The sequence below is a fragment of the Pseudomonas sp. Marseille-P9899 genome (assembly GCF_903166565.1).
Classification (GTDB): domain Bacteria; phylum Pseudomonadota; class Gammaproteobacteria; order Pseudomonadales; family Pseudomonadaceae; genus Aquipseudomonas; species Aquipseudomonas huaxiensis.
This window is the reverse complement of sequence record NZ_CAESCG010000005.1, coordinates 109,553-135,860: the sequence shown is the minus strand read 5'-3', so window position 1 is coordinate 135,860 and position 26,308 is coordinate 109,553. Positions and strand designations below refer to the sequence as shown.

At 64.0% G+C, this 26,308-nt stretch carries 22 protein-coding genes; 7 read left to right on the top strand and 15 right to left on the bottom strand.

From position 1 onward, the window contains the following. Nucleotides 1-17: 17 nt before the first annotated feature. The 5 genes from HWV67_RS22990 to HWV67_RS22970 all read right to left on the bottom strand — a co-directional run bounded on the left by HWV67_RS22990 (nucleotide 18) and on the right by HWV67_RS22970 (nucleotide 6,770). The gene (locus HWV67_RS22990; RefSeq protein ID WP_256680191.1) at nucleotides 18-884 is read right to left on the bottom strand and encodes a methyl-accepting chemotaxis protein; all 867 of its coding nucleotides are present in this window, start codon (nucleotides 882-884) and stop codon (nucleotides 18-20) included. Between the two features lie 555 nt (nucleotides 885-1,439). Beyond that, nucleotides 1,440-1,913, bottom strand: coding sequence for a YMGG-like glycine zipper-containing protein (locus HWV67_RS22985; protein WP_175652921.1), 474 nt, complete (start codon nucleotides 1,911-1,913; stop codon nucleotides 1,440-1,442). A gap of 705 nt (nucleotides 1,914-2,618) precedes the next feature. Then, entirely contained in the window at nucleotides 2,619-4,955 is a 2,337-nt protein-coding gene (locus HWV67_RS22980) for an FdhF/YdeP family oxidoreductase (RefSeq protein ID WP_175652920.1), read from the bottom strand. Further along, nucleotides 4,952-5,788 carry a formate dehydrogenase accessory sulfurtransferase FdhD gene (gene fdhD, locus HWV67_RS22975; RefSeq protein WP_175652919.1) on the bottom strand — a complete coding sequence of 279 codons (837 nt, stop codon included), beginning with the start codon at nucleotides 5,786-5,788 and terminating at the stop codon, nucleotides 4,952-4,954. Before fdhD ends, HWV67_RS22980 begins: the two co-directional genes overlap by 4 nt. A gap of 94 nt (nucleotides 5,789-5,882) precedes the next feature. Further along, nucleotides 5,883-6,770 (bottom strand): LysR family transcriptional regulator, encoded by an 888-nt coding sequence (locus HWV67_RS22970; protein ID WP_175652918.1) that lies wholly within the window; start codon nucleotides 6,768-6,770, stop codon nucleotides 5,883-5,885. A gap of 80 nt (nucleotides 6,771-6,850) precedes the next feature. On the opposite strand from HWV67_RS22970, the gene lysM reads away from it, so the two are divergent. Further along, nucleotides 6,851-7,291: a peptidoglycan-binding protein LysM gene (lysM, locus tag HWV67_RS22965; protein ID WP_095159493.1), complete on the top strand. Its 441-nt coding sequence runs from the start codon at nucleotides 6,851-6,853 to the stop codon at nucleotides 7,289-7,291. Nucleotides 7,292-7,301: 10 nt separating this feature from the next. Here lysM and yrfG read toward each other — a convergent pair whose 3' ends face one another. Further along, nucleotides 7,302-7,964, bottom strand: a complete 663-nt coding sequence (gene yrfG, locus HWV67_RS22960; RefSeq protein ID WP_095159494.1) for a GMP/IMP nucleotidase — start codon at nucleotides 7,962-7,964, stop codon at nucleotides 7,302-7,304. 73 nt (nucleotides 7,965-8,037) lie between these two features. Here yrfG and nudE point away from each other — a divergent pair, with 73 nt between their 5' ends. Together nudE and cysQ are read left to right on the top strand one after the other, a co-directional pair. Next, nucleotides 8,038-8,604, top strand: coding sequence for an ADP compounds hydrolase NudE (gene nudE / locus HWV67_RS22955; RefSeq protein WP_175652917.1), 567 nt, complete (start codon nucleotides 8,038-8,040; stop codon nucleotides 8,602-8,604). Then, the gene (gene cysQ, locus HWV67_RS22950; RefSeq protein ID WP_175652916.1) at nucleotides 8,601-9,428 is read left to right on the top strand and encodes a 3'(2'),5'-bisphosphate nucleotidase CysQ; all 828 of its coding nucleotides are present in this window, start codon (nucleotides 8,601-8,603) and stop codon (nucleotides 9,426-9,428) included. Before nudE ends, cysQ begins: the two co-directional genes overlap by 4 nt. On the opposite strand, the gene HWV67_RS22945 is transcribed toward cysQ, so the two are convergent. Genes HWV67_RS22945 through rfbB form a run of 7 tightly spaced genes read right to left on the bottom strand, consistent with a single transcriptional unit; the run spans nucleotide 9,417 to nucleotide 16,486 of the window. Then, complete coding sequence (locus HWV67_RS22945; RefSeq protein ID WP_175652915.1) at nucleotides 9,417-9,872, bottom strand: YiiD C-terminal domain-containing protein; 456 nt, start codon at nucleotides 9,870-9,872, stop codon at nucleotides 9,417-9,419. The two genes, cysQ and HWV67_RS22945, sit on opposite strands and share 12 nt — an antisense overlap. Then, nucleotides 9,872-11,284 (bottom strand): sigma-54-dependent transcriptional regulator, encoded by a 1,413-nt coding sequence (locus HWV67_RS22940; protein WP_175652914.1) that lies wholly within the window; start codon nucleotides 11,282-11,284, stop codon nucleotides 9,872-9,874. The genes HWV67_RS22945 and HWV67_RS22940 overlap by 1 nt, the downstream gene beginning before the upstream one ends. Next, nucleotides 11,281-13,095 (bottom strand): sensor histidine kinase, encoded by a 1,815-nt coding sequence (locus tag HWV67_RS22935; RefSeq protein WP_175652913.1) that lies wholly within the window; start codon nucleotides 13,093-13,095, stop codon nucleotides 11,281-11,283. Before HWV67_RS22935 ends, HWV67_RS22940 begins: the two co-directional genes overlap by 4 nt. A 37-nt stretch (nucleotides 13,096-13,132) precedes the next feature. After that, the gene (rfbD, locus tag HWV67_RS22930) at nucleotides 13,133-13,993 is read right to left on the bottom strand and encodes a dTDP-4-dehydrorhamnose reductase (RefSeq protein WP_175652912.1); all 861 of its coding nucleotides are present in this window, start codon (nucleotides 13,991-13,993) and stop codon (nucleotides 13,133-13,135) included. Then, nucleotides 13,990-14,529, bottom strand: coding sequence for a dTDP-4-dehydrorhamnose 3,5-epimerase (gene rfbC / locus HWV67_RS22925; RefSeq protein WP_175652911.1), 540 nt, complete (start codon nucleotides 14,527-14,529; stop codon nucleotides 13,990-13,992). The genes rfbD and rfbC overlap by 4 nt, the downstream gene beginning before the upstream one ends. Then, complete coding sequence (gene rfbA / locus HWV67_RS22920; RefSeq protein ID WP_175652910.1) at nucleotides 14,526-15,407, bottom strand: glucose-1-phosphate thymidylyltransferase RfbA; 882 nt, start codon at nucleotides 15,405-15,407, stop codon at nucleotides 14,526-14,528. The genes rfbC and rfbA overlap by 4 nt, the downstream gene beginning before the upstream one ends. Further along, nucleotides 15,404-16,486: a dTDP-glucose 4,6-dehydratase gene (gene rfbB / locus HWV67_RS22915; protein ID WP_175652909.1), complete on the bottom strand. Its 1,083-nt coding sequence runs from the start codon at nucleotides 16,484-16,486 to the stop codon at nucleotides 15,404-15,406. Before rfbB ends, rfbA begins: the two co-directional genes overlap by 4 nt. 211 nt (nucleotides 16,487-16,697) lie before the next feature. On the opposite strand from rfbB, the gene HWV67_RS22910 reads away from it, so the two are divergent. The 3 genes from HWV67_RS22910 (at nucleotide 16,698) to HWV67_RS22900 (ending at nucleotide 21,281) form a co-directional block, all read left to right on the top strand. Beyond that, a complete protein-coding gene (locus HWV67_RS22910) occupies nucleotides 16,698-19,598 on the top strand; it encodes an aminotransferase (RefSeq protein ID WP_175652908.1) in 2,901 nt (966 codons plus the stop codon). Nucleotides 19,599-19,778: 180 nt separating this feature from the next. Then, nucleotides 19,779-20,888 carry an agmatine deiminase gene (aguA, locus tag HWV67_RS22905; RefSeq protein WP_175652907.1) on the top strand — a complete coding sequence of 370 codons (1,110 nt, stop codon included), beginning with the start codon at nucleotides 19,779-19,781 and terminating at the stop codon, nucleotides 20,886-20,888. Nucleotides 20,889-21,080: 192 nt separating this feature from the next. Further along, complete coding sequence (locus tag HWV67_RS22900; RefSeq protein WP_110972025.1) at nucleotides 21,081-21,281, top strand: hypothetical protein; 201 nt, start codon at nucleotides 21,081-21,083, stop codon at nucleotides 21,279-21,281. A gap of 62 nt (nucleotides 21,282-21,343) precedes the next feature. On the opposite strand, the gene HWV67_RS22895 is transcribed toward HWV67_RS22900, so the two are convergent. Then, nucleotides 21,344-23,452 carry a TonB-dependent receptor gene (locus tag HWV67_RS22895; protein ID WP_175652906.1) on the bottom strand — a complete coding sequence of 703 codons (2,109 nt, stop codon included), beginning with the start codon at nucleotides 23,450-23,452 and terminating at the stop codon, nucleotides 21,344-21,346. Between the two features lie 467 nt (nucleotides 23,453-23,919). Here HWV67_RS22895 and HWV67_RS22890 point away from each other — a divergent pair, with 467 nt between their 5' ends. After that, nucleotides 23,920-25,206: an OprD family porin gene (locus tag HWV67_RS22890; protein ID WP_175652905.1), complete on the top strand. Its 1,287-nt coding sequence runs from the start codon at nucleotides 23,920-23,922 to the stop codon at nucleotides 25,204-25,206. Nucleotides 25,207-25,325: 119 nt separating this feature from the next. Here the strand turns inward: HWV67_RS22890 and feaR are convergent, their stop codons facing one another. After that, nucleotides 25,326-26,267: a transcriptional regulator FeaR gene (feaR, locus tag HWV67_RS22885; RefSeq protein WP_175652904.1), complete on the bottom strand. Its 942-nt coding sequence runs from the start codon at nucleotides 26,265-26,267 to the stop codon at nucleotides 25,326-25,328. Between the last annotated feature and the right edge of the window lie 41 nt (nucleotides 26,268-26,308).

Sequence of the window (26,308 nt, the reverse complement as noted above, 5' to 3'; positions counted from 1 at the left end):
GTCAGGGCCCTCGGCAGTTAGAAAAAGGTGACGTCGCTGGTGGTGGCGGCCTGGCTGTGGCCGGCGCGTTCTTCACTGGTGGTGAAGCGCTCGCGCAGGCGGGCGAGCCACGCCTGGGCATCGTGCAGGCGCTGGTCGCGGCGCTCGACGGCGTCGAGCAGTTGCAGCAAATCGGTCTGGAGGTGGTCGAGCATCTGGTCGGCACGGTCCTGGAACTGCAGGGCGACCATCACCGCGTGGATGTCGTCCTGGGTCGAACGGGCGTTGCCCTGCAGGTTGCGCGAGGCGGCATCGAGGGCATCGAGGTTGTCGCCCAGGCCGCTGATGACTTCGCTCAGCACCTGTTCAAGGCGGGCCAGGTTTTGCTGTTCTTCGGTGCTCAGTTCGTTGGCAGCTTCGATGCTGGACTGGATCGCCTGGTTGATCTCGCCGACCTTGCTGTCCATCGACCGGCCGGTTTCAGCGGACAGGCGGGACAGCTTGCGCACCTCGTCGGCGACCACTGCGAAGCCGCGGCCGAATTCACCGGCGCGGGCGGCTTCGATGGCGGCGTTGAGCGCCAGCAGGTTGGTCTGGCTGGCGATTTCCTGGACGTGGCGGGCCATCTGCTGCAATTCGCCGGTGTAGCTGCCGAGGTGGCCGATGGTGGCGAGGAATTCCTGCTGGCGGCGGCTGCTGGCGGCGAAGGCTTCGGTCACCCCTTGCAGGCGCTGGTTGGCGTCGCGCAGGTTTTCACCGAGGCCGCCGCTGGTCAGCACGTCTTCGCTCTGGTCGAGGCTGGCCTGCAGGCGCTGGCTGATGTCGGTGAAGCGTCCGAGCAGCCCGCCGATGTTGTCCGAAAGGAGGCGGCGGCTCTGTTGCAGGCTGTCGGTCCAGGACGGCATCACCACCGGCAGCAGTTGCTCCAGCGGATGCGGTGGTTGTTCGAGGGGGAGGTGTTGGTCAAAGTGGGACGGGGTTGGCGAGACGATCTTGCGCGGCCCCCAAAACGTGGCGGCCAGGGCGATCAACAGTAGCCCGACGATGTTCGCCCAGGGCTGGCCGAAGAACATGCCACCGGCGCAGAGGGCGATTCCTATCCCGATTCCCAAGTACATCCGCATCCCTTACGCCTACTGTCCTTTTGAAGGCTTCGCATGGTAGCGGTAGTCATTTGACGTCAAAATCGGGACGCCCCTTAATCCGACTGGTCAGTCACGAGCGTGCCTTGGAAAAACAGGTGGGGTACGCGCTGACCGCGTGGACAGGATTATTGGCTGAAACGCTTTAGGGCCCGCGCAGCGGCAGATTCCGGCGTGGCTTAGGAGAGGGTAGGAAACGTAGGTGTATGGCGTAAGCCAAAAGTGTGATGGCGTTTGGCTTGATAAGCCAATGGTGCAAGGACTGTGGGGGCTTTCCGTATCCCGCCCCCGGGGGGAGGCGGAATACGCAGGCGTCAATCAATGGCGCCAGTTGCGCTTGTGCTTGCGATGGCCGTAGTGATGACCGCGGTCATGCACATAGCGGCGATCGTAGCCACGGCCGCGGTCGTTGTAGCGACGGTCGTCTTCATCGGCCTTGTTGCCCATGTAGTTGCCCAGCGCACCGCCCGCGCCACCGCCGGCTGCTGCGCCGATCAGGCTGCCGGTGTTGCCGCCCATGCTGCGGCCGACCACGTTGCCGCCTGCTGCGCCCAGGGCACCGCCGATGGCGGCTTCGCCACGGCTGCGCTTGTCGGCGCCGACGGCACTACCGGCCGCGCCACCGAGGCCTGCGCCGATCGCCGAGCCGGTGCTGCCACCGAGCGACTGACCGACCACCGAGCCCAATACCCCACCCAATGCGCCGCCAATACCGGCTTCGGTGGTGCCGCCTGCACTGGCAACGCCACTGAGCAGGCTGAGGGACAACATGAGAATCGAGGAGTACTTCATACGAGAGCCTCAAAGGGATGACGCGGCGATCCTGCGTTCCTTGAGGTGTGGCTGACAACGTAAATCCGACGAGTAACACGACTGCAACACATATTTCTAAGTTGTTGTTTTCTGGGTGAAACTTATCGTGTTTTGGTGGGTCATACGCTACTTGAATGGGGCCCTGACAGTGATGTCAGGGCCTTTTTTTATGGGTGTTGGGTGGTGGCCTTTTGGGGCGTTATCGCTGCATGGGTATCTATACATCTTTCGGTTATGTGGTGGTTGGAAGGCGCTTGTCAAAAGACCGAGTAATGGCGACCAGGCTCTAGCCGGAAGTTTTCTAGCGCTCTCAAGATCGAGCGCCGCCCGCGCGGCGCATCGCGAGCAAGCTCGCTCCTACATCGGTTGCAACGTACCCATGCCTGTCAGGCCATGGTTGACCGCCTTGGTGGTTCGACTCGGTTTCGGGGCTGATGCCTCAGCCCCCACTGCACTTTCCAGCCATGCGCCAAGGCTGGCAACGCCGATCCCACAGGCTATGGCACGTTGCAACCGATGTAGGAGCGAGCTTGCTCGCGATGCGCCGCGCGGGCGGCGCTCGATCTTGAGAGCGCTGAAAAACTGCCGGCTAGCGCCTGGTCGCCATTACACGGTATCCAGACTGACGCCTCATGTGCTTCATAGAACCAAGAGATACCGCAGTGATAGGGCCACAAAGGGGGATCAGATAATCCGCGCTTCCGCGCTGGCCCGCTGCAACTGAATCGCCACAAACTTCGACGTCGGTGTATGGCTCCCATCCCCTACGCTTTCCAGCGGCACCAGCGGGTTCACTTCCGGGTAGTACGCCGCTGCCTGACCCGCCGGGATGTCGAACGCCAGCAGGGTGAAGCGCTTGACCCGGCGCTCCAGCCCGTCGCCCCACAGCGAGACGATATCGGCCTTGTCGCCCGGGTTGAAGCCCAGGCGGATGATGTCGGCTTCGTTGGCGAACAGTACGTCACGCTGGCCCCTGACCCCACGGTAGCGGTCATCGAGGCCGTAGATGGTGGTGTTGTACTGATCGTGGGAGCGCATCGATTGCATGATCAGGTCCGGCACCTGGCCAGTGGCGCGCACGCCTTCGTGCAGCAGGTCGTCGGGCAGGCGATTGGCCTTGAAGTTGGCCTTGCCGGTGGCGGTCTTCCAGATGCGCTGCCCGGCACTGTTGCCCAGGTAGAAGCCACCGGGGTTGAGCAGCCGTTCGTTGAACTGGTCGAAACCGGGAATGGTCTGGGCGATCAGGTCGCGGATGCGCGCGTAGTCGGCGATCAGCCAGTTCCAGTCCACTGGGTGGCTGCCGAGGGTTGCTGCGGCGATCCCGGCGACCACCGCCGGCTCGGAGCGCATCTGCCGCGACAGCGGCTGCAACTGGCCGTTGGAGGCGTGGACCATGCTGAACGAGTCTTCCACGGTCACCGCCTGCGGGCCTTCGCCCTGCTGGTCGATGTCGGTGCGGCCGAGGCACGGCAGGATCAGCGCTTCCTTGCCGTGAATCAGGTGGCTGCGGTTGAGCTTGGTGCTGATCTGCACGGTCAGGTCGCAGTTGCGCAGGGCCTGGGCGGTGCGGTCGGTGTCGGGCGTGGCCTGGGCGAAGTTGCCGCCCAGACCGATAAAGACCCTGGCCTTGCCTTCGAGCATGGCGTGGATGGCTTCGACGGTGTTGTGGCCGTTGTGGCGCGGCACCTTGAAGCCGAAATGACGCTCCAGCGAGTCCAGCAAGGTCACCGGCGGGCGCTCGTTGATGCCCATGGTGCGGTCGCCCTGCACGTTGCTGTGACCGCGCACCGGGCACAGGCCGGCGCCCGGCTGGCCGAGGTTGCCGCGCAGCAGCATGAGGTTGGCGATTTCCTGGATGGTCGCCACCGAATGGCGGTGCTGGGTGATGCCCATGGCCCAGCACATGATGACCTTCTTGGCCCGCGCGTACATGCGCGCGGCCTGTTCGATATCGGCCAGGGGCAGCCCTGACTGCGACACGATCTGTTCCCACGAGGTGGCGTCTACCGCCGCCAGGTAATCGTCCACCGTGGCGGTGTGCTCGGCGATAAAGGCGTGGTCGAACACCGGTTCGGCGCCGCTGGCCTGGGCTTCGCGCTCCCACTGCAGAAGGAACTTGGCCATGCCGCGCATCATCGCCATGTCGCCGCCCAAGGCCGGGCGGAAGTAGGCGGTGTTGGTCGGGCGGTCGCCGTTGGTGAGCATCTCGATCGGGTGCTGCGGGTGCTGGAAGCGTTCCAGGCCGCGCTCTTTGAGCGGGTTGACGCAGACCACCTGGGCGCCGCGTTTCACCGCTTCGCGCAGGGGTTCGAGCATCCGCGGGTGGTTGGTGCCGGGGTTCTGGCCCCAGACGAACAGCGCATCGGCGTGTTCGAAATCATCGAAGGTCACGGTGCCCTTGCCGACGCCGACGCTCTGGCCCAAGGCCACGCCGCTGGCTTCGTGGCACATGTTCGAGCAGTCCGGGAAGTTGTTGGTGCCAAAGGCACGAACGAACAACTGGTACAGATAGGCGGCTTCGTTGCTGGCCCGGCCCGAGGTGTAGAACTCGGCCTGGTCAGGGCTTTCCAGCGCGTTGAGGTGGCGGGCGATGACGGCGAAGGCCTCATCCCAGGAAATCGGTTTGTAGCGGTCGCTGGCCGGGTCATAGGCCATCGGCTCGGTCAGTCGGCCCTGGTATTCGAGCCAGTAGTCGCTCTGGCTCAGCAGCGAGCTGATGCTGTGGCGGGCGAAGAACGACTTGTCGACGCGGCGCTTGGTCGCCTCCCAGTTCACCGCCTTGGCGCCGTTCTCGCAGAACTTGACCATGCCGCTTTCCGGCGAGTCGCCCCAGGCGCAGCCAGGGCAGTCGAAGCCGCCGTTCTGGTTGGTCTTGAGCAGGGCGCGGATGTTCTTCAGCGCGTTGTCGCTGCCAATCCACGCCTGCGCCACACTGCGCAGCGCGCCCCAGCCACCGGCAGCGCCGTTGTAGGGTTTGTAGCGCGGGACGGGTTTCTGGTCGGCTTGATGATGCAGGCTCACGATCGATTCTCCCGTGCAGGGCTGTAGACCCTCGGCGCACTGTGTTGTGGCAGGTGGATGAGGTTCAGGTTGTGGCGGCGGGCCCATTGCAGCGCCAGGCCGGTGGGCGAGGACAGGCTGACCAGGGTCTGGATGCCGGCGCGCAGGACTTTCTGGATCAGTTCCAGGCTGCAGCGGCTGGTGACCACCGCGAGGCCGCCGGTGGTGTCGATGCGCTGGCGCAGCAGGGCGCCGATCAGTTTGTCGAGGGCGTTGTGCCGGCCGATGTCTTCGCGGCCCATCAGCAATTCACCGTGGGCATCCATGAACAGCGCGGCATGCACCGCGCCGCAGTGCTGGCCCAGCGGCTGGAAGGTGTTGATGCGCTGGCGCAGGCCGGCCAGCCACTCGGCGGGCGGCAATGGCGCGCCGGGCAGGGCCTTGAGGTCGGGCAGCGCCTGTTCCACGGCTTCCACGCCGCACAGGCCGCAGCCGCTGGTGCCGGCCATCTGCCGGCGTTGGGTCTTGAGGTTCCAGAAGGCGCGGCTGGCGATTTCCACCTGCGCGTGCAGGGCAGAGCCGCTGCCGGCGAGTTTCACGTCATAGATGTCGTCGATGTGCTCGACGATGCCGCTGCCGATGCTGAAACCGACGACGAAGTCTTCCAGATCGGTGGGGCTTACCAGCATGACCGCCTGGCTGATGCCGTTGAAGGCGATGGCCAGGGCTACCTCTTCGGCGAGGTCGGCGCTGGCGGGAGCGTTGTCTTCGAGCTGGCTGTAGTCGTAACGCACGCTGGCGGCTGGGGCGTCCAGAAGCGTGGAAGCCGCACAGGCCGGGGGTTTGCTGCTCATTATTAGATACCCGCAGGCTAATCAGTCTTAAGCCTAGGCCCACGCTCGGGTATCGTCTAATCGCTTCTGCTGATGCCTCCATAGAGGCCGTCGATCATGCCTCTTCGAGCAATTTGCGGTATTCGGCCATGCAGGCTTCGGCCAGTGCCGAGCGCGGCGCCGTGCGGCGCATGATCAGGCCCAGCGGGGCCAGGGTGCAGGCCGCTTCGATGGGGTGCAGGCGCAGTTTGCCGGTGACCGCTTCCAGCCCGGTGCCCAACGGCATCACCGCGCAACACAGGCCGCCGTGCACGGCCTGGATCAACTGATGGACGGCATCGGTCTGCAACAGCAGGCGCGGGTTCAGGCCGCGGCTGTGGAAGTTGTGGTCCACCGACTGGCGAAAGTGCATGCCCGCAGTGAGCAGGCCCAGCGGCAACTCGGCCAGCGCTTCCCAGTGCAGCGGCTGTTCGTCGAAACGGAAGTGCGCCGGGTCGTACAGCAGGCCCATGCGCGACTCGCCCAGCGGCAGCGCTTCGAAGCGGTCGTGATCGAGTTTTTCCAGGTAGGACAGGCCCAGGTCGAGACGATTGCTGGTGAGCTGTTCGAGGATCTGTTCGGAGCTGAGGGCACTGAGTTCGAAACTCAGGTCCGGGTGCTGACGGTGCAGGCGCTGCAACAGCGGCAGCGGATCGAAGCTCGACAGCGGCACCATCCCCAGCCGCAGCGTGCCGGCGAGATGCCCGCGACAGGCGGCGGCTTCGGCTTGCAGCCCGTCGTAGGCGGCGAGCACCGAGCGTGCCCACGCCAGGATCCGCTCGCCCTGGGCGGTGAAGCCTTCGAAGCGCTGTCCGCGATTGACCAATTCCAGCCCCAGCTCGCGCTCGAGGTTGCGCAGGCGCATCGACAGGGTCGGCTGGGTCACGTGGCAAAGCGCGGCGGCCTGGCCGAAATGACGGGTTTCATCCAGGGCGATGAGGAACTTGAGCTGTTTGATGTCCATCGTCGTCTCGGGGTTGGCGGGCGAAGCATTCTAACCTGACCTAGACTCCCTGCTCCGAGATTCATCACTAGGAGAGTGGCATGAGCATTTTCAGTTTCGTGAAAGAGGCGGGCGAGAAACTTATCGACCTGCTGACGCCGGGTAACGCCAATGCCAGCGAGCAACTCAAGGATCACGTGGCCAAGGTCGGGCTGGGCAACCCGAACATCGAGACCACGGTGGACGGTGACAAGGTCACGGTGAAGGGCGAGGTGAGCAGTCAGGAAGAGAAGGAGAAGATCCTGCTGGCGCTGGGCAATATTGCCGGCGTGGCCTCCGTCGATGATCAACTCACGGTGACCGGGCAGGTTGTCGCTGCTTCCCGCTTCGTGGTGGTGAAAAAGGGCGACACCCTCAGCGCCATCTCCCTGACCGTCTACGGCAACGCCAACCTGTACAACAAGATCTTCGAGGCCAACAAGCCGCTGTTGAGCCACCCGGACAAGATCTATCCGGGGCAGACGCTGCGTATTCCTGAGTAAGCCCGCAGATTCACAGTCCTTCCAACAGAACCCGGTAATCCTCCTGCGCCGCGAACTCTTCGGTATCGCGCGCAGGCTTGCGGCTGTCTGGCTGGCGCACGGCGAGCAGGTGAGCGACGCCGAAGGTGCGGGCACTGCGCAGGATCGCCAGGGTGTCGTCGATGAACAGGCTGCGCGCCGGATCGAAGCCGGTGTCTGCTTGCAAGGCGGTCCAGAACTGCTGGTTTTCCTTGGGGAAGCCGTAGTCGTGGGAGCTGATCATGCGCTCGAAGTAGGGCGCCAGGGCTACTCGCTCCAGTTTCAGCGACAGTGAGTCACGGTGCGCGTTGGTGATCAGGATCACCCGCTTGCCGGCGTCGCGCAGGGCGGCGAGGAAGGTGTCGGCGTCCGGGCGCAGGGCGATCAGGTTGGCGGTTTCCTGCTTCAACTCGCGGATCGGCAGCTTGAGTTCTGCGGTCCAGAAGTCCAGGCAATACCAGTTCAGCGACCCGGCGTTGCGCTCGAACAGCGGCTGGATTTCCAGCTCGGCCATGGCCCGGCTGATGCCGTGATGCTCGGCATAGCGCTGGGGCAGCAGCTCCATCCAGAAGTGGTTGTCGTAGTGGAGGTCCAGCAAGGTGCCGTCCATGTCCAACAGGACCGTATCGATGTCGCGCCAGGCGAGGGCAGGCATGTGAAATATTCTCGTTCGGTCAGGCTATCGTGGGCGGTATAGTAACCCGTTACCGCCAAGGAGCCGCCCCCTCATGCGCCAGAAACCCACCGTCCTTTCCCGCGAGATCGTCGCCAGCAGCCGCCTGTTCCGTGTCGAAGCCGTGCAATTGCGCTTCTCCAACGGCACCGAGCGCACCTACGAACGGTTGGTCGGGCGCGGCAACGGCTACGGCGCGGTAATGATCGTGGCGATGCTCGACAGCGAGCACGCCGTGCTGGTGGAGGAATACTGCGGCGGCACCGACGAATACGAGCTGTCCCTGCCCAAGGGCCTGATCGAGCCGGGCGAGGACGTGCTGGCGGCCGCCAACCGCGAGTTGAAGGAAGAAGCCGGCTTCGGCGCCCATCAGCTTGAACACCTCACCGAGCTGTCGCTGTCTCCTGGCTACATGAGTCAGAAGATCCAGGTGGTCCTGGCCACCGACCTCTATGAAGAACACCTCCCGGGCGATGAACCGGAGCCGATGCGTGTCGATCGCGTCAGCCTGCGCGAGCTGTCGGCGTTGGCCCAGCATCCACAGTTTTCCGAAGGCCGGGCGCTGGCGGCGCTCTATCTGGTGCGCGACCTGCTGACCCAGCGTGGAGTGTTCCAGCCATGAACGACCTTGAGCTGATGCCCCACGTGGTGGAACTGGCGCGCCGCGCCGGCACCGCGATCCTGCCGTTCTGGCGAGCGAACGTCGCGGTCACCGCCAAGGCTGATGAATCGCCGGTTACCGCCGCCGACCTCGCCGCGCACCACGTCATCGCCGCCGGCTTGCAGGCGCTGGCGCCGGAGATTCCGGTGCTGTCCGAGGAAGACTGCGACATCGCTCTGGAACAACGCAAAAGCTGGCAGCGCTGGTGGCTGGTGGACCCGCTGGACGGCACCAAGGAGTTCATCGCCGGGACCGACGAGTTCACCGTGAATATCGCCCTGATCGAAGCGGGCCGGGTGGTCTTCGGCGTGGTGGCGATGCCGGTCAATGGCCGTTGCTACTACGGCGGCCAGGGCCTCGGCGCCTGGCGCGCGGAAGCTGACGGCAGCGTACAGCCGAACCAGGTGCGACTGGCTCCGCCTGCGGGCGAGTCGTTCACCGTGGTTGCCAGCCGCCGCCATTCCAGCCCGGAGCAGGAGCGTTTGCTGGCCGGTCTCGGTGAAGCGCTGGGTGAGTTGGAGCTGGCCAATATCGGCAGCTCGCTGAAATTCTGCCTGCTGGCTGAAGGTGCCGCCGATTGTTATCCGCGGCTGGCGCCGACCTCGCAGTGGGACACCGCAGCCGCGCAAGGGGTGCTGGAAGGGGCGGGCGGTGAAGTGCTCGGCCTGGACGGCGATGCCTTCGTTTATCCACCGCGCGAATCGCTGCTCAACCCGTTCTTCCTCGGCCTGCCCGCCGCCGCGCCGTGGCGCGGCAAGCTGCTGGCACTGGCGTCAGCGATGTAAGACGTACTGCCCGTCGAACGCCACGGCGGGCGCTTCACTGTTTTCGTTGAACACCTGGGTGTGCAGACTCAGGCGCGCCCGGCCATAGCGCTGATAGGTGCTGACGAAACGCTGCCAGACCTTCTCCTCCGGCGCCTCGCACACCGCGACGGCCGCGCCGGTCACCGGCAGTGGATAGTTGATCCGGCCTTCCTGGATGACGATATGCCCGTCATCGATCCCCGCCTCGCGCAAGCGCAGGTGCAACCAGCCCCAGCCCGCCAGCACCGCGCCGCAGTACAGGCTGCCGCCGAACATGGTGCTCTTGTGGTTGACGTTGGCATCCAGCGGTAATTGCAGGCGCAGGCGTTGCTGTTGCCAGTCGAGGACCTTGAGGCCCATGTCGCGGGTCAGCGGGATGTCCTGGTGCAGGACGCTTTCCAGGTAGTGGCTGTCGCTGCTCATCAGCGGGTTTCCTCCAGATCGTCAGCGGCGCTGGCGTTGCTGTCGGCGAAGCTCAGGTCGTGTTTGCGCAGCTTGTCGTGCAGGGTCTTGCGCGGGATGCCGAGGGCTTCGGCGAGGCTGCGCATGGAGTTGTGGGTGCGCGCCAGTTCTGCGGCGATCAGCGAGCGTTCGAAATGCTCGACCTGTTCGCTGAGGTTGCCGTTGGCCGGTGGCAGGTCCAGTGGCGCGGCGGCGCTTTCGGCCTGGCCATCCAGCGCCAGCTCAAGGCCAAGGGCGAAGCGTTCGGCGGCGTTCTGCAGCTCGCGCACATTGCCCGGCCAGCCGTGGCGCAGCAGCATCGCCCGCTGCGCCGGCTGCAAGGCGTGCGGCGGCAGGTCGTGGCGCTCGCTGGCGGCATCGGCGAAGTGCTGGAACAGCACCAGCACGTCGTCGCCACGCTCGCGCAACGGCGGAATGCGCAGCGGCGCGACGTTGAGCCGGTAGTAGAGGTCGGCGCGGAAGCGGCCCTGATCGGCGGCCTGGCGCAGGTCTTCCTTGGTCGCGGCGATGACGCGGATATCCAGCGGGATCTGCTGGTTGCCGCCGAGGCGTTCCAGCACGCGCTCCTGCAGCATGCGCAGCAATTTGACCTGGACATCCAGGCTCATGCTTTCGATTTCGTCGAGGAACAGCGTGCCGCCGTTGGCGAATTCGAACTTGCCGATGCGGCGTTTCTGCGCGCCGGTGAAGGCGCCGGGCTCGTGGCCGAACAGTTCGCTTTCCACCACCGATTCGGCCAGGGCGCCGGCGTTGATCGCCACGAAAGGACCGTCGCGGCGGCTGGACAGGTCGTGCAGGGCGCGGGCCACGACTTCCTTGCCGGCGCCGGTTTCACCGAGGATCAGCACGTCGGCGCGGGTCGCGGCGAGGGCGCCGATCTGTTCGCGCAGGCGCAGGATCGGCGCCGACTGGCCGACCAGCCGCGCGCTGAGTTCGTGGCGGTCGCTCAGGGCCAGGCGCAGGCTGCGGTTGTCCAGCACCAGGCGGCGCAGGGCCAGGGCGCGGCGTACGCTGTCGAGCAGGGCGTCGCTGGCGAAAGGCTTTTCGAGGAAGTCATAGGCGCCGGCGCGCATCGCCTGCACCGCCAGCGGTACGTCGCCGTGGCCGGTGATCAGCAGCACCGGTAGTTCCGGGTCCTGGCCGTGCAGTTGTTCCAGCAGTTGCAGGCCGTCGATGCCGGGCATGCGGATATCGCTGACCACCACGCCCGGCCAGTCGGCTTCGATGCGTTGGGCCAGGCCCTGGGCGTCGCTCAGCGGCAGCACGCGCAGGCCGGCGAGGTCGAGGGTCTGGCTCAGGGCCTGGCGCAGGTGCGGGTCGTCGTCGACCAGGATTACCTGGATGCGGCTGTCGATCAGCGTCTCGGTGGTCATGCCGAGTGGTCCTCCGAAGTCTTGAGATTGGCGCCGGGCTTGGCCACGCGCAGTTGCAGGGTCAGCAGCGCGCCGCCCTCGGGGTGGTTGGCCAGCAGCAACTCACCGCCCAGCGCGCGCATCAGCGTGTCGCAGATCGCCAGGCCCAGGCCAAGGCCCTGGGTGCGGGTCTTGGTGGTGAAAAACGGTTCGCGGGCACGGGCCATGGCCTGGCTGGTGAAGCCCGGGCCGTTGTCGCGAATGGTCAGGTAGACGTAGTCTTCGCGCCGCTCGGCACTTATCCACAGTTTGCGGGGATTGGCCTTTTCGGTCAGGGCGTCGAGGGCGTTGGCCAGCAGGTTGCCGAGCACCTGGCGCAGGCGGGTTTCACCGGCCTGCACCCAGAACGTGGCTTCGGGCAGGTCGCGGATCAGCTCGACGGCCATGGCCCGGCGGCGTTTGGCCAACAGCGCCAGGGCGTCGTCCAGCGCCGGTTGCAGGGCCACGCTTTCCGGCGCGTGGCGGTCGCGGCGGGCGAAGGCGCGCAGGTGGGCAATGATCGAGGCCATGCGCCCGGTCAGTTCGTTGATCAGCTTGAGGTTGCCGCGGGCGTCGTCAATGCGCTGGTGGTCGAGCAGCACTTCGGCGTTCTCCGCGTAGCTGCGGATGGCCGCCAGCGGCTGGTTGAGTTCGTGGCTGATGCTCGCCGACATGGTGCCGAGCACCGACAGCTTGCCGGCCTGGACCAGTTCGTCCTGGGCGCGGGCGGCTTCTTGCTGGGCCTGTTCACGCTCCAGTACTTCGCTTTTCAGGCGGCTGTTGAGGCCTTCAAGGTCGGCGGTGCGGTCGGCCACGCGCTTTTCCGAGTCGTGACGGGCGCGGGCTTCGAAGTCGATGCGGTCCATGTAATGCCGGCGCCGCTGCATGACCAGCCCGACCAGCAGCATCACCGCCAGCAGGGTGGCGCCGCCGACCGCCAGCACCGTGCTCACCGAGCGGTCCACCAGCGCCCGTGGGGCGAGGATGTTCACTTCCCAGCCGGTCTCCGGGATAGGCCGGGTTTGTACGAGCCAGGCCTGGGGGTTGAGGTTCAGCGGCTTGGGATCCTGGGTCGGATAGGGCTGGATGGCGGTGATCGCCTGACGTTCTTCGTCGGTCAGCGGACGGGTGGAGCGGAAGCGCCAGTCAGGGCGCGAGGTCAGTACCACCACGCCGTTGCTGTCGGTCAGCAGCAATTGCTCGGGGGTCTTGCCCCAGAGGGTTTCGGTGTGGTCCAGGTCGACCTTGACCACCAGCACACCGATGACTTGCTCGCCTTGCCACACGGGCGCGCCGAAGAAGTAGCCGCGCTTGGCCGAGGTGGTGCCCTGGCCGAAGAAGCGCCCCAGGCGCCCGGCCGTGGCTTCGCTGAAGTACGGGCGGAAGGCGAAATTGCGGCCGATGAAGCTGTCTTTCTTGTCCCAGTTGGAGGCGGCCAGGGTGTTGCCCTTGGCGTCCATCAGGTAGATCACTTCGGCGCCGGTCTGGCTGCTGATTTCCTTGAGCCGGCGGTTGGCGTTGGTCAGGTATTCCAGGCGAAACGGATCGGCCAGGACGGCACGCAGGGTCGGCAAATCGCCGAGGATCTGCGGCAGGGCTTCGTAGCGGTGCAGGATGCCCAGCAGGTTGGCGACATAGAGGTCGAGGGTCTGGCGGTTCTGGCTGGCCAGCTCTTCCTGATAATAGTGTTCGGCCAGGTGCTTGAGCGGCCAGAGCAACGGCGCCAGACACAGGGCCAACAGGGCCAGGCTGCGCCAGCGGGGACGGCGGGGAGTGCTGGGGGTCATGGTCATCGCAACAAAGCGCCAGAAAGATCTGGCGCATTATGCGCTACTTCAGGCAGTCGATCAGCGCCTGATGCCAGTCGGGCTGACTGACGTTCCACTCGCGTTGCAGGCGGCTGCAATCGAGGCGCGAGTTCAACGGCCGGCGTGCCGGGGTCGGGTACTCGCTGGACGGAATCGGCAGCAGGTTGGCGCAGGGCTTGCCCTGGGCCTTGAGCTGCTCGCCGATCGCCTGGGCAAAACCGAACCACGAGGTTTCACCCTGCGCGGTCAGGTGGTAGACGCCCCAGGCGCCGGCCTGGCCGGCTTGCCAGCGCTCGATCAACTGACGGGTGCTGTCGGCGATGGTCCCGGCCCAGGTCGGCGCGCCGATCTGGTCGGCGACGATGCGCAGTTCCGGCTTCTCTTGCAGCAGGCGCTGCATGGTCAGCAGGAAGTTGCGGCCGTGGGTCGAGTAGACCCAACTGGTACGCAGGATCAGGTGCTGCCCACCCACCGCGGCGATGGCCTGTTCGCCGGCCAGCTTGCTGTGTCCGTAGACACCCAGCGGGTTCGGCACGTCGTCTTCGGTGTAAGGCCCGGTCTTGCTGCCGTCGAAGACGTAGTCGGTGGAGTAGTGGATCAGCGGAACGCCGAGGCGCGCGGCTTCTTCAGCGAGGATACCGGGCGCCGTGGCGTTGATCGCGAAGGCCAGCTCCGGCTCGTTCTCGGCCTGGTCCACCGCCGTGTGCGCGGCGGCGTTGATGATCAGGTCGGGAGCGATGGCGCGAACCTGTTCGGCGATGCGTTCCGGGTGCGCGAGGTCGAGCTGGTCGCTGCCGAGGACGTGCAACTGGCCCAGCTTGCCCAGCGCGTGCTGGAGGGCCTGGGCGACCTGGCCATTACGGCCAATGACGAGGATGTTCACGGGAACAGGTCCGCGTCGTGCAGCAGCTTGCCGTTCTGGTCCTTGGGCGAGAGTTGTGGCTCGCCGTCCAGTTCCCAGTCGATGGCCAGGGTGGGGTCGTTCCAGCGGATGCAGCGTTCGGCGCTGGGAACGTAATAATCGGTGGTCTTGTACAGGAACTCGGCGTAGTCGCTCAGCACGTAGAAACCGTGGGCGAAGCCCGGCGGAATCCACAACTGGCGGTTGTTCTGCGCCGAAAGGTGGATGCTGGTCCAGCGCCCGAAGCTCGGCGAGCTGCGACGGATATCGACGGCGACATCCAGCACCTCGCCGGCCGTGACGCGCACGACCTTGCCTTGGGTGTGTTCGAGTTGGTAATGCAGACCGCGCAGTACGCCCTTTTGAGATTTCGAGTGATTGTCCTGAACGAAGTGAGCGTTTACACCGGTTTTCTCGGCGAACTCACGCTCGTTGAAGCTTTCGTAGAAAAACCCTCGTGCATCTCCGAAGACTTTCGGCTCAATGATCAGAACTTCAGGAAGCGTACTGGCGGTCACGTTCCTTTTGCTTTTCTCATCAGTCCATAGAGGTACTGACCATAGCCGGTTTTGCTCAAGGCTTCGGCGCGGCGGGTCAACTGCTCGTTCGTGATCCAGCCTTGCTGATAGGCAATTTCTTCAAGGCAGGCGACTTTCAGGCCTTGGCGATGCTCAATGGTCTGAACGTACTGGGATGCTTCCAACAGACTGTCGTGAGTACCGGTGTCAAGCCAGGCAAACCCGCGGCCAAGACGCTCGACGCGCAAATCACCACGCTTGAGGTAGGCGTTGTTGACGTCGGTGATTTCCAGTTCACCGCGTGGCGATGGCTTGACCGCCTTGGCGATCTTCACGACGTCGTTATCGTAGAAGTACAGGCCGGTGACGGCGTAGCTGGATTTCGGCTGGGCCGGTTTTTCCTCGATCGACAGGGCGCGGCCTTCGGCGTCGTATTCCACCACGCCGAAACGCTCAGGGTCCTTGACCCAGTAACCGAACACCGTAGCGCCGCTCGGATGGCTGGCAGCCTTGAGCAACTGCGGCGTGAAGCCCTGACCGTGGAAGATGTTGTCGCCCAGTACCAGGCATACCGAGTCGTCACCGATGAACTCTTCACCGATCAGGAACGCTTGGGCCAGGCCGTCCGGAGACGGTTGCTCGGCGTAGCTGATCTCAACGCCGAACTGGCTGCCGTCGCCCAGCAACTGGCGGTATTGCGGCAGATCCTGCGGGGTGGAGATCAGCAGGATTTCGCGAATGCCAGCCAGCATCAGGACCGAGATCGGGTAGTAGATCATCGGTTTGTCGTAGATCGGCAGCAGTTGTTTGGACACACCGAGGGTGATGGGGTGCAGGCGGGTGCCGGAGCCGCCCGCCAGGACGATACCTTTGGTCATGCAATCAGGTCCTTGAAGTCAGAGGTGCCCAGGCGCTGCCCTTGATAGCTGCCATCCTGTACGTGGCGGCACCATTCCAGGTTATCCAGATACCACTGGACGGTCTTGCGCAGGCCGGTTTCGAAGGTTTCTTCGGGAACCCAGCCCAGTTCGCGTTCGATCTTGCCGGCGTCGATGGCGTAGCGCTGATCGTGGCCAGGACGGTCCTGGACGAAGGTGATCAGGTCGGCATAGTTGGCAACGCCTTCCGGACGTTGCGGCGCCAGCTCTTCGAGCAGGGCGCAGATGCCGCGCACGACATCGATGTTCTTCTGTTCGTTGTGGCCGCCGATGTTGTAGGTCTCGCCAACCACACCTTCGCTCACGACCTTGAACAGGGCGCGGGCGTGATCTTCGACAAACAGCCAGTCGCGGACTTGCAGGCCATTGCCATAGACCGGCAGCGGCTTGCCCGCCAGGGCATTGAGGATCACCAGCGGAATGAGTTTTTCCGGGAAGTGGAACGGGCCGTAGTTGTTCGAGCAGTTGGTCAGCAGCACCGGCAGGCCGTAGGTACGGTTCCAGGCGCGGACCAGGTGGTCGGACGCGGCCTTGCTGGCCGAGTACGGCGAGCTTGGCGCGTAAGGCGTGGTTTCGGTGAACAGGTCATCGACACCGTGCAGGTCGCCGTACACTTCGTCGGTGGAGATGTGGTGGAAGCGGAACGCTTCACGCTCGCCGGCTGGCAGTTTCGACCAGTAGGCGCGGGCGGCTTCCAGCAGGCTGTAGGTGCCGACGATGTTGGTCTGGATGAAGTCCGATGGACCGTCGATGGAACGGTCGACATGGGATTCAGCGGCCAGGTGCATGATCGCGTGCGGCTGGAAGCGCTCGAGAATGGCGCTGACGGCGGCCTGGTCGACGATGTCGGCCTGGACGAACTCGTAGCGGGTGTTGGTCGCGATGCTGTTCAACGATTCCAGGTTGCCGGCGTAGGTCAACTTGTCCAGGTTGAGCACTTCGTGGTCGGTGTTGTTGATCAGGTGGCGCACCAGCGCCGAGCCGATGAAACCGGCTCCACCGGTGATGAGAATACGCATGTCGGGCTGCCTTTCTTCCATAACTGACATTAAGCAAAAGGTGCACAGCTTGTGTGCACGCGCGGAGCGGTGCAAGCAGATTGCGCTGGATAACCGTTTTGTTGCGGTTTATTCAACGACACCCTCGTAATTTGTGCGGAATTTTAACCACCCCACTTGCGTAATGGCAGTGCGAATGGCGATATAACGCAAAAAAACCGAGGTCCCCGCGATGCCCCTCAGCACCCTTATCCACCGCGCAAGCCAACCGTGCCCCACCCTCAGCGAGCAACAGGCTCGCGTCCTGCTCGATCAGCACTACGGGCTGGCGGGCACCTTGCAGGCGCTGGGCAGCCAGCAGGACCTGAACTTTCGCCTCGACACCGGCCAGGGCCGCTATGTGCTGAAAGTCTGCCACGGCAGTTACTCGGCGCAGGAACTGGAGGCCCAGCACGCGGCCCTCGGCTACCTGCGCGAGCGTGGTGTGCCGGTGCCGGCGGTGCAGGTGGCGGCCTCGGGCGAGCAGTTGTTGTCGCTGGATATCGAGGGTCAAAGCGTACGGGCGCGGCTGCTGGACTACATCGATGGGCAGACGCTGACCCGCCTCAAACACATGGAACCACGGCTGATGGCCGAACTGGGCGCCCTGTGCGCGCGGGTCGACCGGGCCCTGGCCGACTTCAGCCACCCAGGCCTGACGCGCACCCTGCAATGGGACCCGCAACATGCCCAGGCGCTGATCGCGCATCTGCTGCCGGTGCTCGCCGAGGGGCCGCGCAAGGCGCGGGTACAGTCCGCCGCCGTCCAGGCGCAGCAGGCGCTGGCTGAGATTCAGGCGGACCTGCCGATGCAGGCCGTGCACCTCGACATCACCGACGACAACGCCGTCTGGCAGCGCGATGCCGACCGGCAATGGCAACTGCAAGGCGTGATCGATTTCGGCGACTTGCTGCATACCTGGCGCATCGCCGATCTGTCGGTGACCTGCGCGGCCTTGCTGCACCATGCCGACGGTGATCCGCTGCGTATTCTCCCCGCAGTCGCGGCCTATCACGCGGTCAACCCGCTGACCGAGGCCGAACTCAAGGCTCTTTGGCCGCTGATCGTCGCTCGCGCCGCGGTGCTGGTGCTCAGTGGCGAGCAACAGGTGAGCATCGATCCGGACAATCAATACAGCCGTGCAAATCTCGCGCACGAGTGGGAGATCTTCGAGGTCGCCGACAGCGTGCCGTTCGCCCTGATGGAGGCGGCGATTCTGCAGGTGGCGGGGATCACGCCGACGGCGCCGGACCTGAGTGCTTGCGCAAACCTGCTTCCGGCCTTGCGCGAGCAGGCGGTGGCGCGGGTCGATCTGGGCGTGCTCAGCGAGCATTTCAGCGCCGGCAACTGGGAGGCGCCGGGTATCGATCTGCAACTGTTGCGTCAGCACCCGGCCCCGGCGGCGTCGCTGTATGGCGAGTACCGGCTGTCGCGTACCCATATCGATAACCCGCAAGAGCCGCAGACCTTCGCCTTGCACGTCGAGCTGCACCTGATGCCCGGCAGCGAACTGCGGGCGCCGTTTGCCGGCACCTGGCGTGAAGACGCGGCGGGTAGCGGCAGTCTGGAAGGCGGGCAAGTCACGCTCTGGCTGTCCGGGATCGACGCGGGTCCGGCCGATGGCCAGGTGATCGAGCAAGGCCAGTTACTGGCGCAAAGTGCCGAGATCGTCACGGTGCAGTTGTGCCGGGTGCCGGGGCTGCGTCCGCCGGCCTTTGTCGTGCCGTCCCGCGCGCAGGCTTGGCGGGTGCTGTGCCCGTCGCCGGCGGCGCTGCTCGGTTTCGACTGCGATGCCGCACCGCTGAGCGATGCCCAGGCCCTGCTGGCGCGTCGCGAGGCCAGCTTCGCCCGCTCGCAGAAACACTATTACCAGCAGCCGCCGCAGATCGAACGCGGCTGGCGCAATTACCTGATCGACCTGCAAGGCCGCTCCTACCTGGACATGCTCAACAACGTCGCGGTGCTCGGCCACGGTCACCCGCGCATGGTCAGCGAGGCGGCGCGGCAATGGTCGCTGCTCAACACCAACTCGCGCTTCCACTACGCGGCCATCGCCGAGTTTTCCGAACGCCTGCTGGCGCTGGCGCCCAAGGGCATGGACCGGGTGTTCCTGGTCAACAGCGGCACCGAGGCCAACGACCTGGCCATTCGTCTGGCCTGGGCCTACAGCGGCGGGCGCGACATGCTCAGCGTGCTCGAGGCGTACCACGGCTGGTCGGTGGCCGCCGACGCGGTGTCCACCTCTATCGCCGATACCCCGCAGGCGCTGAGCACGCGGCCGGAATGGGTGCACCCGGTGACGGCGCCGAACACCTATCGTGGCAAGTACCGCGGCGCCGACAGCACGGCTGTTTATGTGAGCGATGTGGACAGCGTTCTGGAGCAGGTCGATGCCACCGGCCGCCAGCTCGCCGGGTTCATCTGCGAACCGGTGTACGGCAATGCGGGTGGCATTCCGCTGCCAGCCGGTTATCTGGAGCAGGTTTACAGCCGCGTGCGCGAGCGCGGCGGGGTGTGCATCGCCGACGAAGTGCAGGTCGGTTATGGGCGCATGGGTGAATGGTTCTGGGGCTTCGAAGAGCAGGGCGTGGTGCCGGACATCATCACCATGGCCAAAGGCATGGGCAACGGCCAGCCGTTGGGCGCGGTGATCACTCGCCGGGAAATCGCCGAGGCGCTGGAAGCAGAGGGCTATTTCTTCTCCTCCGCAGGCGGTAGCCCGGTCAGTTGCCGGATCGGCATGGCCGTGCTCGACGTGATGGAGGAAGAAGGGCTGTGGGAAAAAGCCCGGGAGGTCGGTGGTTACTTCAAGGCGCGCCTGCAGGCGTTGATCGATGAATATCCGCTGGCGGGCGCGGTGCACGGGTCCGGGTTCTACCTCGGCCTGGAACTGGTGCGCGATCCGCAAACCCTGGAACCGGCCACCGAAGAAACCGCCGCTCTGTGCAATCGCCTGCGTGACCTGGGCATTTTCATGCAGCCGACCGGCGACTACCTGAACATCCTGAAGATCAAGCCGCCGATGTGCACGACCCGCGAAAGCGTGGATTTCTTTGTCGATAGCGTGGCCAAGGTGCTGTCGGAAGACCTGTAAACGTTGAAACGCCAAAAGCCGGTTAATTCGATTGTTATCGAATTAACCGGCTTTTTATTGATCGGAGTATTTTATTTGTCACTTCTAATGCAGATATTTATCGGCTATAAAGATAATCACTGATTACCTATGCTTTCTGTACAACCACCGGCCCGCCCCGGGCACAACCCAGGTTCGACCATGAAGACTTTGACCTCTACCCCCCGTGCCGATGGCTTCCACATGCCCGCCGAATGGGCGCCACAAACCCAGGTCTGGATGATCTGGCCGGAGCGTCCGGACAACTGGCGCCTGGGCGGCAAGCCGGCGCAGGCCGCCCACGTTGCCGTGGCCAAGGCGATCGCCCGCTTCGAGCCGGTGACCGTCGGCGTTTCCGCCGGCCAATACGAGAACGCCCTCGCACGCCTGGCCGATGAGCCGAACATTCGCGTGGTGGAAATCAGCAACGACGACGCCTGGGTCCGCGACACCGGGCCGACTTTCGTCATCAACGACAACGGCGATGTGCGCGGCGTCGATTGGGGCTTCAACGCCTGGGGCGGTTTCCTTGGCGGTCTGTACGCCCCCTGGAACCGTGACGAGCAAGTGGCCGGCAAGATCCTCGGTATCGAGCGCAACGCGCGCTATGTCACCGAAGGCTTCGTGCTCGAAGGCGGCTCGATCCACGTCGATGGTGAAGGCACCCTGATCACCACCGAAGAGTGCCTGCTCAACGCCAACCGCAACCCGCACCTTAACCGCGAGCAGATCGAAGAAATCCTGCGCGAGAACCTCGCCGTGGACACCATCGTCTGGCTGCCGGACGGCCTGTACAACGACGAGACCGACGGCCACGTCGACAACTTCTGCTGTTACGTCAGCCCGGGCGAAGTGTTACTGGCCTGGACCGATGATTCCAATGACCCCAACTACGCGCGTTGCCGCGCGGCCATGGCGGTGCTGGAAAGCCAGCGCGATGCCAAGGGGCGCACGTTCGTGGTGCACAAAATGCCGATTCCGGGCCCGATGTTCGCCACCGAGGAAGAGTGCGATGGCGTCGACCCGGTCGCCGGCAGCCAGGAGCGCAGCCCGTCCTCGCGCCTGGCCGGTTCCTATGTGAACTTCCTGATCGTCAACGGCGGCATCATTGCCCCGAGCTTCAACGATCCGGCGGATGCCGAAGCTAGAGCGATCCTGGCGCGCCTGTTCCCGGATCACAAAGTGGTCATGGTGCCCGGTCGCGAGTTGCTGCTCGGCGGCGGCAACATCCACTGCCTGACCCAGCAGCAGCCTGCACCCGCAACTCGTTGATCTGACGTCAAAAAAAAGCCCGTCCCGTGACGGGCTTTTTTATTGGCCGGACGACGGCCGGCACCCCCGGATGGCACAGCTCTTGTATTTGATTCAGGTGTTATGAAGTAGACGGGCGGTCATGCACCGCACGGATCTGTCATAAAGCTTGAGTAAGGTAGCCGCTCACGCCTCTGGGGGAGTACGTGTGAAATGAATGCAGCACGTGAGTTGGCTTCGCACCCGACAGTGATGAACCACGAAGCGCTTCAGGTATTGGCGCGGTGGTTGAAACACAATGGACCAACCCGGGTCAGGAAGACCGATCCACGGCGCATGCTGGTAGAACGCTACCCAGCAGGCCTGATTACCGACGCGGAGCTCGATGCTCTGGTGGGTATCTGGCACGGCTGATAGGACGACGGTTGAAAGAGAAAAGGGCGGCACCGGTTAACGGTGCCGCCCTTTTTCATTGATCAGAAGCTGTAAGTCCCGGTCACCACCAGGCTGCGCGGATCGCCAAACTGGATCTGCGATGCGCTGGTCCCCGACGCGTAATAGGTCTTGTCGGCAATATTGCTCAGCGCTGCGCGCAGGTCCCAGTCCTTGGTGCGGTAGCCGGCCAGGGCATCCCAGGTGCCATAGCCCGGCAGGGCGATGGTGTTGCGGGTATCGGCATAGCGCTGGCCGACCAGGGTCAGGCCGGTCTCGGCGTACCAGCCCATTTCCGGTTTCCAGGTCAGGAACACGCTGGCATTGCGCTTGGCCACATCGGCAATGCGGTTGCCGGCGTTGCCTTCGCTGTCGTCGACGATGGTGGCGTCCTGCACACCAATACCGCCACGCACGTACCAGTTGCCACCCAGCTTGCCGCTGGCGGTCAGCTCGATACCGCGCGAGCGTTGCAGGCCGGTGAGGATCACCCGGTTGCGGTCCAGCGGATCGAGGTTGCGACGGTTGGCCAGCTCCAGTTCATACACCGCCAGGGTGGTGCTCAGGCGCTCGTCCAGCCAGTCGCTCTTGACCCCGACTTCCTTTTGTTTGGTGTGCTCCGGGCCTACTTCGTTGGTGTTGCCCGCAGCGCCCGGGGTGATGCCGATCAGGCCACCGCCCACTGGCGAGAACGTCTTGCTCCAGGAGGCGTAGAACGAATGCTCTTTCCACGGCGTGTAGACCACGCCCAGGCGCGGGCTGGTGCTGTTGCTGTCCTGCTTTTCATTCCTGCCGGTGACCTTGCTGGTGGTCTCGACTTCGAAGCGGTCGAAACGCAGGCCGGCCAGTACTTGCCACTGATCGTTCAGGCGAATCTGGTCCTGCAGGTACAGGCCGCGGCTGCTGACGTCGGTGTGGTTGTTGCTCGAAACCACCATCCGGCCGGTGTGCTGCAGGTCGCGGTTGGGGTTGTAGACGTTGAGCGACGGCACGGCCTGGCCGCCTGCGCTGACGGCTTGTGCGGTGTGCAGCAGCGAATTGCGTCGCTGCTCGCCCAGCTCCAGGCCGACGAGCAAGGTGTGCTCGAGGCCCAACGTATCGAAGCGGCCTTCGGCTTCCAGGTTGTTGAACAGGTTGCGGGTGTTCAGGTCCTGCTGCCAGCGCTGGCGGGTGACCAGGCCGGTGGCGGGGGTGTAGCCGGACAGGTAGGTGTTGTCGAAATTGCTGTCCAGGGTGATCAGGCCGAGGGTGTGGCGCAGTTGCCAGTTCTCGTTCAACTGATAGTTCAGGCGCGAGCGCAGCGACTCGATCTTGTCGTCGATGTAGTCCCGATGGGTGTCGCCGTAGGTGGTATCGCGGCTGACGTCCACCGGGCGGCCGGTCAGGGGGTTGCCGGGGATGCCGCGATCCGGCGTGCGGTTGTAGCGGTTGTACTCGTACTGCACCAGCCAGTTCAGGTCCGGGGTCAGTTGCCAGCTCATCGACGGGGCGAACAACTGGCGGTTGCCATCGATACCGTCGCGGAAACTGTTGTTGTCGCTGTTACCCATGTTCAGCCGCAGGCTGATGGTGTCCGACGGATCGGCGCTGAGGTCGGCATAGAGGCTGCGCATGTCTTCGCTGCCGCCCTGGGCTTCGATACTGGAGCGGCGACCGGCTTCCGGGGCCTTGCTCACCCGGTTGATGATGCCGCCTTGACTGCCACGGCCATACAACACGGCCGCCGGGCCCTTGAGCACCTCGACTCGCTCGATGTTGTGCAGATCGCGAACGTACTGGCTGTCGTCGCGGATACCGTCCAGATAGAAGTCGTTGCTCGCGTCGAAGCCACGAATCCGCACGCTGTCGAAGCGGGTGTCGGCGCCACTGCTGACGTTGGGAATGCCGCTCAGCGCCTTGCCGAGGTCGTTGGTCCCGTAATCCAGCACGTTGCTGGTCTTCAGCGAGTCGATGGCCTGCGGCACGTAGCGCACCGGGGTCGAGGTGCGGGTGGCTGTGGTGACCTCCTTGACCCGTGGATCATCGCGCTCGCGGTCGCTGTCAGCGGTGACCGACAGCTCCGGCAATGTGGTGCTGGCAGCCACGGCGAGGCCAGAGCCGAATAACAGGGAAAAGCCCAGGGACAAAGGAGAAAGGCGGCAAGGGGCAGGCATGTGAAGGAGGTATCCGGATGGTTTTTAGAGGTTGAGAAACACGCGAATGATAATGCTTGGCATTTGCAAACGTTAACTCTTTAGTCTCGACCATTTCGGTTATTTGTATCTGAATGTGTCTTTAGTGAAACTTTTCAGCACTTCGGTAAACCCTGTCCAAACGGGCAGTTTCAGCGATTTTTAACAGCACGATCCGCTGCTCAATGGGAGGAATTCGCAGCTAAAACGGCGAGAAACATGAAATTTGACATCATTCCTTCACGATTTTTTGACATGCCGTTCCGGGCGCGGCTAGGATTCGGCCCAACGCCTGTAGGCCCATCGGCCAAGACTCAAAAATAAAAGGCCCGCTGCGATCAATCGCACGCGGGCTTTTTATTTCCAGTCCGTGAGCGTCAACCCACGCAGGGGGCGTGGTTCTGGCGTTTGGCTGCAGCGCGTATCCATCACGTAATAAGGAAAACAAGATGTTGAAAACCAGGATCAGTCTGCTCGCACTGGGTCTCATGGCCGCCACTCAGGCAATGGCCAACGACCAGGCCGCCTCCAAGGGCTTCGTCGAAGACAGCACTGCCTCGCTGCTGCTGCGCAACGCTTACATCAAGCGTGACAAGAAACACGACACCAACGACCAGATGCAGTGGGGCCAAGGCTTCATCGGCAAGATCAGCTCGGGCTTCACCCAGGGCACTGTCGGCGTCGGCGTTGAAGGCTTCGGCCTGTACGCAGTGCGTCTGGACGGCGGTACCGGTCACAACGAAGGTGGCGGTATCGACTTCTTCAAGCGTGGCGATAGCGGCAATGCCCAGCACGACATCTCCCGTGGTGGCGCAGCGGTCAAATTCCGCGTATCCAACACCGTGCTGAAATACGGTGACCAGATGCCTTCGCTGCCAGTGCTGCAATACGACGACGCGCGTCTGCTGCCTGAAAGCTTCACCGGCACCTCGATCAACTCCAAAGAGATCGACGGCCTGGAACTGAACGCCGCTCGTTTCACTCGCGAAGCTCGCAAGTCCACCGAACAACGTGACACCGCTCTGAAGTCGATCAACGTCTTCGGCGGTACCTACAAGTTCGCACCGAACCTGACGACCTCGCTGTACACCTCCGATGTCGAAGACGTGCTGAAGAAGCACTACCTGGGCGTCAACTACGTCCACGCCATTGCCAAGGATCAGTCCCTGACCCTGGACTTCAACGGCTACAAGTCTGATATCGACAAGAAGTATGTCGAGAAGGCTGGCCTGCACGGCGACAGCAACACCATCTGGAGCCTGGCAGCTACCTACGCCTTCGGCCCGCACTCGGTGACCATCGCTCACCAGCGCAGCACCGGCAGCACTGGCTACCAGTACGGCTGGTACCAGGACCGCGGCGGTGTGGGTGACGGTGGTTCGACCATCTACCTGGCCAACTCCTACTGGTCCGACTTCAACGCGGAAGATGAGCGTTCCTGGCAGATCGGCTACGGTCTGGACTTCGGCGCCTTCGGCGTACCGGGTCTGACCTACAGCGTTGCCTACGTTCGTGGCGACAACATCAACACCCACGGCCTGGGTGAAGGTACCGAGCGTGAAATCTTCAACCAGTTCAAGTACGTCGTTCAGGAAGGCCCTGCCAAGGACCTGAGAGTCAAGGTACGTAGCTCGTTCCTGCGCGCGTCGAACAACCTGCGTGATGACAGTGTGCAATACGCAGACGACGGCAACGAACTGCGCATCTTCGTTGAGTACCCAATCAGCATCTTCTGATTCTGATGGCGTAACGAAAAGGCTCACCTGACGGTGGGCCTTTTTTGTTTCTACTGTCGCAAGCGTTGCACGGTAGGTTACGCGACGGCTGACCGATTCTCCCTCGACACGCCTGAACCCTATCCCCGCCGCTCCCGATACTCCCGCGGCGACACCCCGAATTCGCTCTTGAATGCCCTGGAAAAATGGCTCAGGTCCTTGAACCCCCAGCTCAGGGCGATGGGGGTGATTTTCACGTCGCTTTGCAGGATCGCCTCGGCGCAGCGGTGCAGGCGGCGTTCGAGGATGTAGCGACCCACGCTGGTTTCATACCGCGCGAACAGGCGATGCAGGTTGCGCACCGAGGTTCCTGCCGCGCTGGCGATACGTTCCGGGCACAGGCTTTCATCCGTCAGGTAGCGCTCGATCACGGCCTTGGCCTTGGTCATCACCGCCGGCGGCGAGGCTTCGGACGGATCGCCCGGTTCCGCCGTCAAGGCCGGGCGCAGCAGGGCGAGGAGGGCATCGAGTACCGCGAGGGACTCGTCGGTGGTGAGGCGGGTGTCATTGAGCAACTGGCCCACCAGCAGGGCGCTCATCGCGCCTATGGCGGATGCCGCGTCGATTCGCTGGTTGATCCGCAAGCGCTGCTCGCGAAAGCGTCGCAGCACGTCCTGGCGCGGCAGGATCAGCGAGACCTGATCACTTAGCCCGCGAAAGTGAAAATCGCTCGGCCGGGCCACATCCAGCAGCACCAGGTCGCCACTGGCAAGACGGGTCTGGGCGTCGGACTGGCAACTCAGCGCTTCTCCGCTCAGTTGCAGCACCAGATAGAAGAAGTCCTTGTCGTCGCCGCGAATGTCGCGCTGCGAGCGGTGCACGTGGGAGCAGTTGCTGGTGATGCGCGCACCTTCGACCTGGCAGCGCTGGCGGTCCAGCGCGGTGACCGCGCCCTGGAAGCTGGTGATGTGGTTGTCGGCCGGCGGTTCGACATGGAAGGTGCCGCAACTGGAAGCGAGGTCGCCATGCCAGACTTCGAAGCCTTCGCGCCCTTGAAACAGATTCGCGTGCTGCAGGTTCATCGCTTACCTCGGGCCGGCTGAAGCCGGTGTTGTTCTTGTGG

Excerpts from the sequence above, each read along its gene's own strand:
- HWV67_RS22990 (WP_256680191.1), bottom strand. The coding sequence starts at position 884 with ATGCCGTCCTGGACCGACAGCCTGCAACAGAGCCGCCGCCTCCTTTCG.
- HWV67_RS22985 (WP_175652921.1), bottom strand. The coding sequence starts at position 1,913 with ATGAAGTACTCCTCGATTCTCATGTTGTCCCTCAGCCTGCTCAGTGGC.
- fdhD (WP_175652919.1), bottom strand. The coding sequence starts at position 5,788 with ATGAGCAGCAAACCCCCGGCCTGTGCGGCTTCCACGCTTCTGGACGCC.
- HWV67_RS22970 (WP_175652918.1), bottom strand. The coding sequence starts at position 6,770 with ATGGACATCAAACAGCTCAAGTTCCTCATCGCCCTGGATGAAACCCGT.
- lysM (WP_095159493.1), top strand. The coding sequence starts at position 6,851 with ATGAGCATTTTCAGTTTCGTGAAAGAGGCGGGCGAGAAACTTATCGAC.
- yrfG (WP_095159494.1), bottom strand. The coding sequence starts at position 7,964 with ATGCCTGCCCTCGCCTGGCGCGACATCGATACGGTCCTGTTGGACATG.
- nudE (WP_175652917.1), top strand. The coding sequence starts at position 8,038 with ATGCGCCAGAAACCCACCGTCCTTTCCCGCGAGATCGTCGCCAGCAGC.
- cysQ (WP_175652916.1), top strand. The coding sequence starts at position 8,601 with ATGAACGACCTTGAGCTGATGCCCCACGTGGTGGAACTGGCGCGCCGC.
- HWV67_RS22945 (WP_175652915.1), bottom strand. The coding sequence starts at position 9,872 with ATGAGCAGCGACAGCCACTACCTGGAAAGCGTCCTGCACCAGGACATC.
- HWV67_RS22940 (WP_175652914.1), bottom strand. The coding sequence starts at position 11,284 with ATGACCACCGAGACGCTGATCGACAGCCGCATCCAGGTAATCCTGGTC.
- HWV67_RS22935 (WP_175652913.1), bottom strand. The coding sequence starts at position 13,095 with ATGACCATGACCCCCAGCACTCCCCGCCGTCCCCGCTGGCGCAGCCTG.
- rfbA (WP_175652910.1), bottom strand. The coding sequence starts at position 15,407 with ATGACCAAAGGTATCGTCCTGGCGGGCGGCTCCGGCACCCGCCTGCAC.
- rfbB (WP_175652909.1), bottom strand. The coding sequence starts at position 16,486 with ATGCGTATTCTCATCACCGGTGGAGCCGGTTTCATCGGCTCGGCGCTG.
- HWV67_RS22910 (WP_175652908.1), top strand. The coding sequence starts at position 16,698 with ATGCCCCTCAGCACCCTTATCCACCGCGCAAGCCAACCGTGCCCCACC.
- aguA (WP_175652907.1), top strand. The coding sequence starts at position 19,779 with ATGAAGACTTTGACCTCTACCCCCCGTGCCGATGGCTTCCACATGCCC.
- HWV67_RS22900 (WP_110972025.1), top strand. The coding sequence starts at position 21,081 with ATGAATGCAGCACGTGAGTTGGCTTCGCACCCGACAGTGATGAACCAC.
- HWV67_RS22895 (WP_175652906.1), bottom strand. The coding sequence starts at position 23,452 with ATGCCTGCCCCTTGCCGCCTTTCTCCTTTGTCCCTGGGCTTTTCCCTG.
- HWV67_RS22890 (WP_175652905.1), top strand. The coding sequence starts at position 23,920 with ATGTTGAAAACCAGGATCAGTCTGCTCGCACTGGGTCTCATGGCCGCC.
- feaR (WP_175652904.1), bottom strand. The coding sequence starts at position 26,267 with ATGAACCTGCAGCACGCGAATCTGTTTCAAGGGCGCGAAGGCTTCGAA.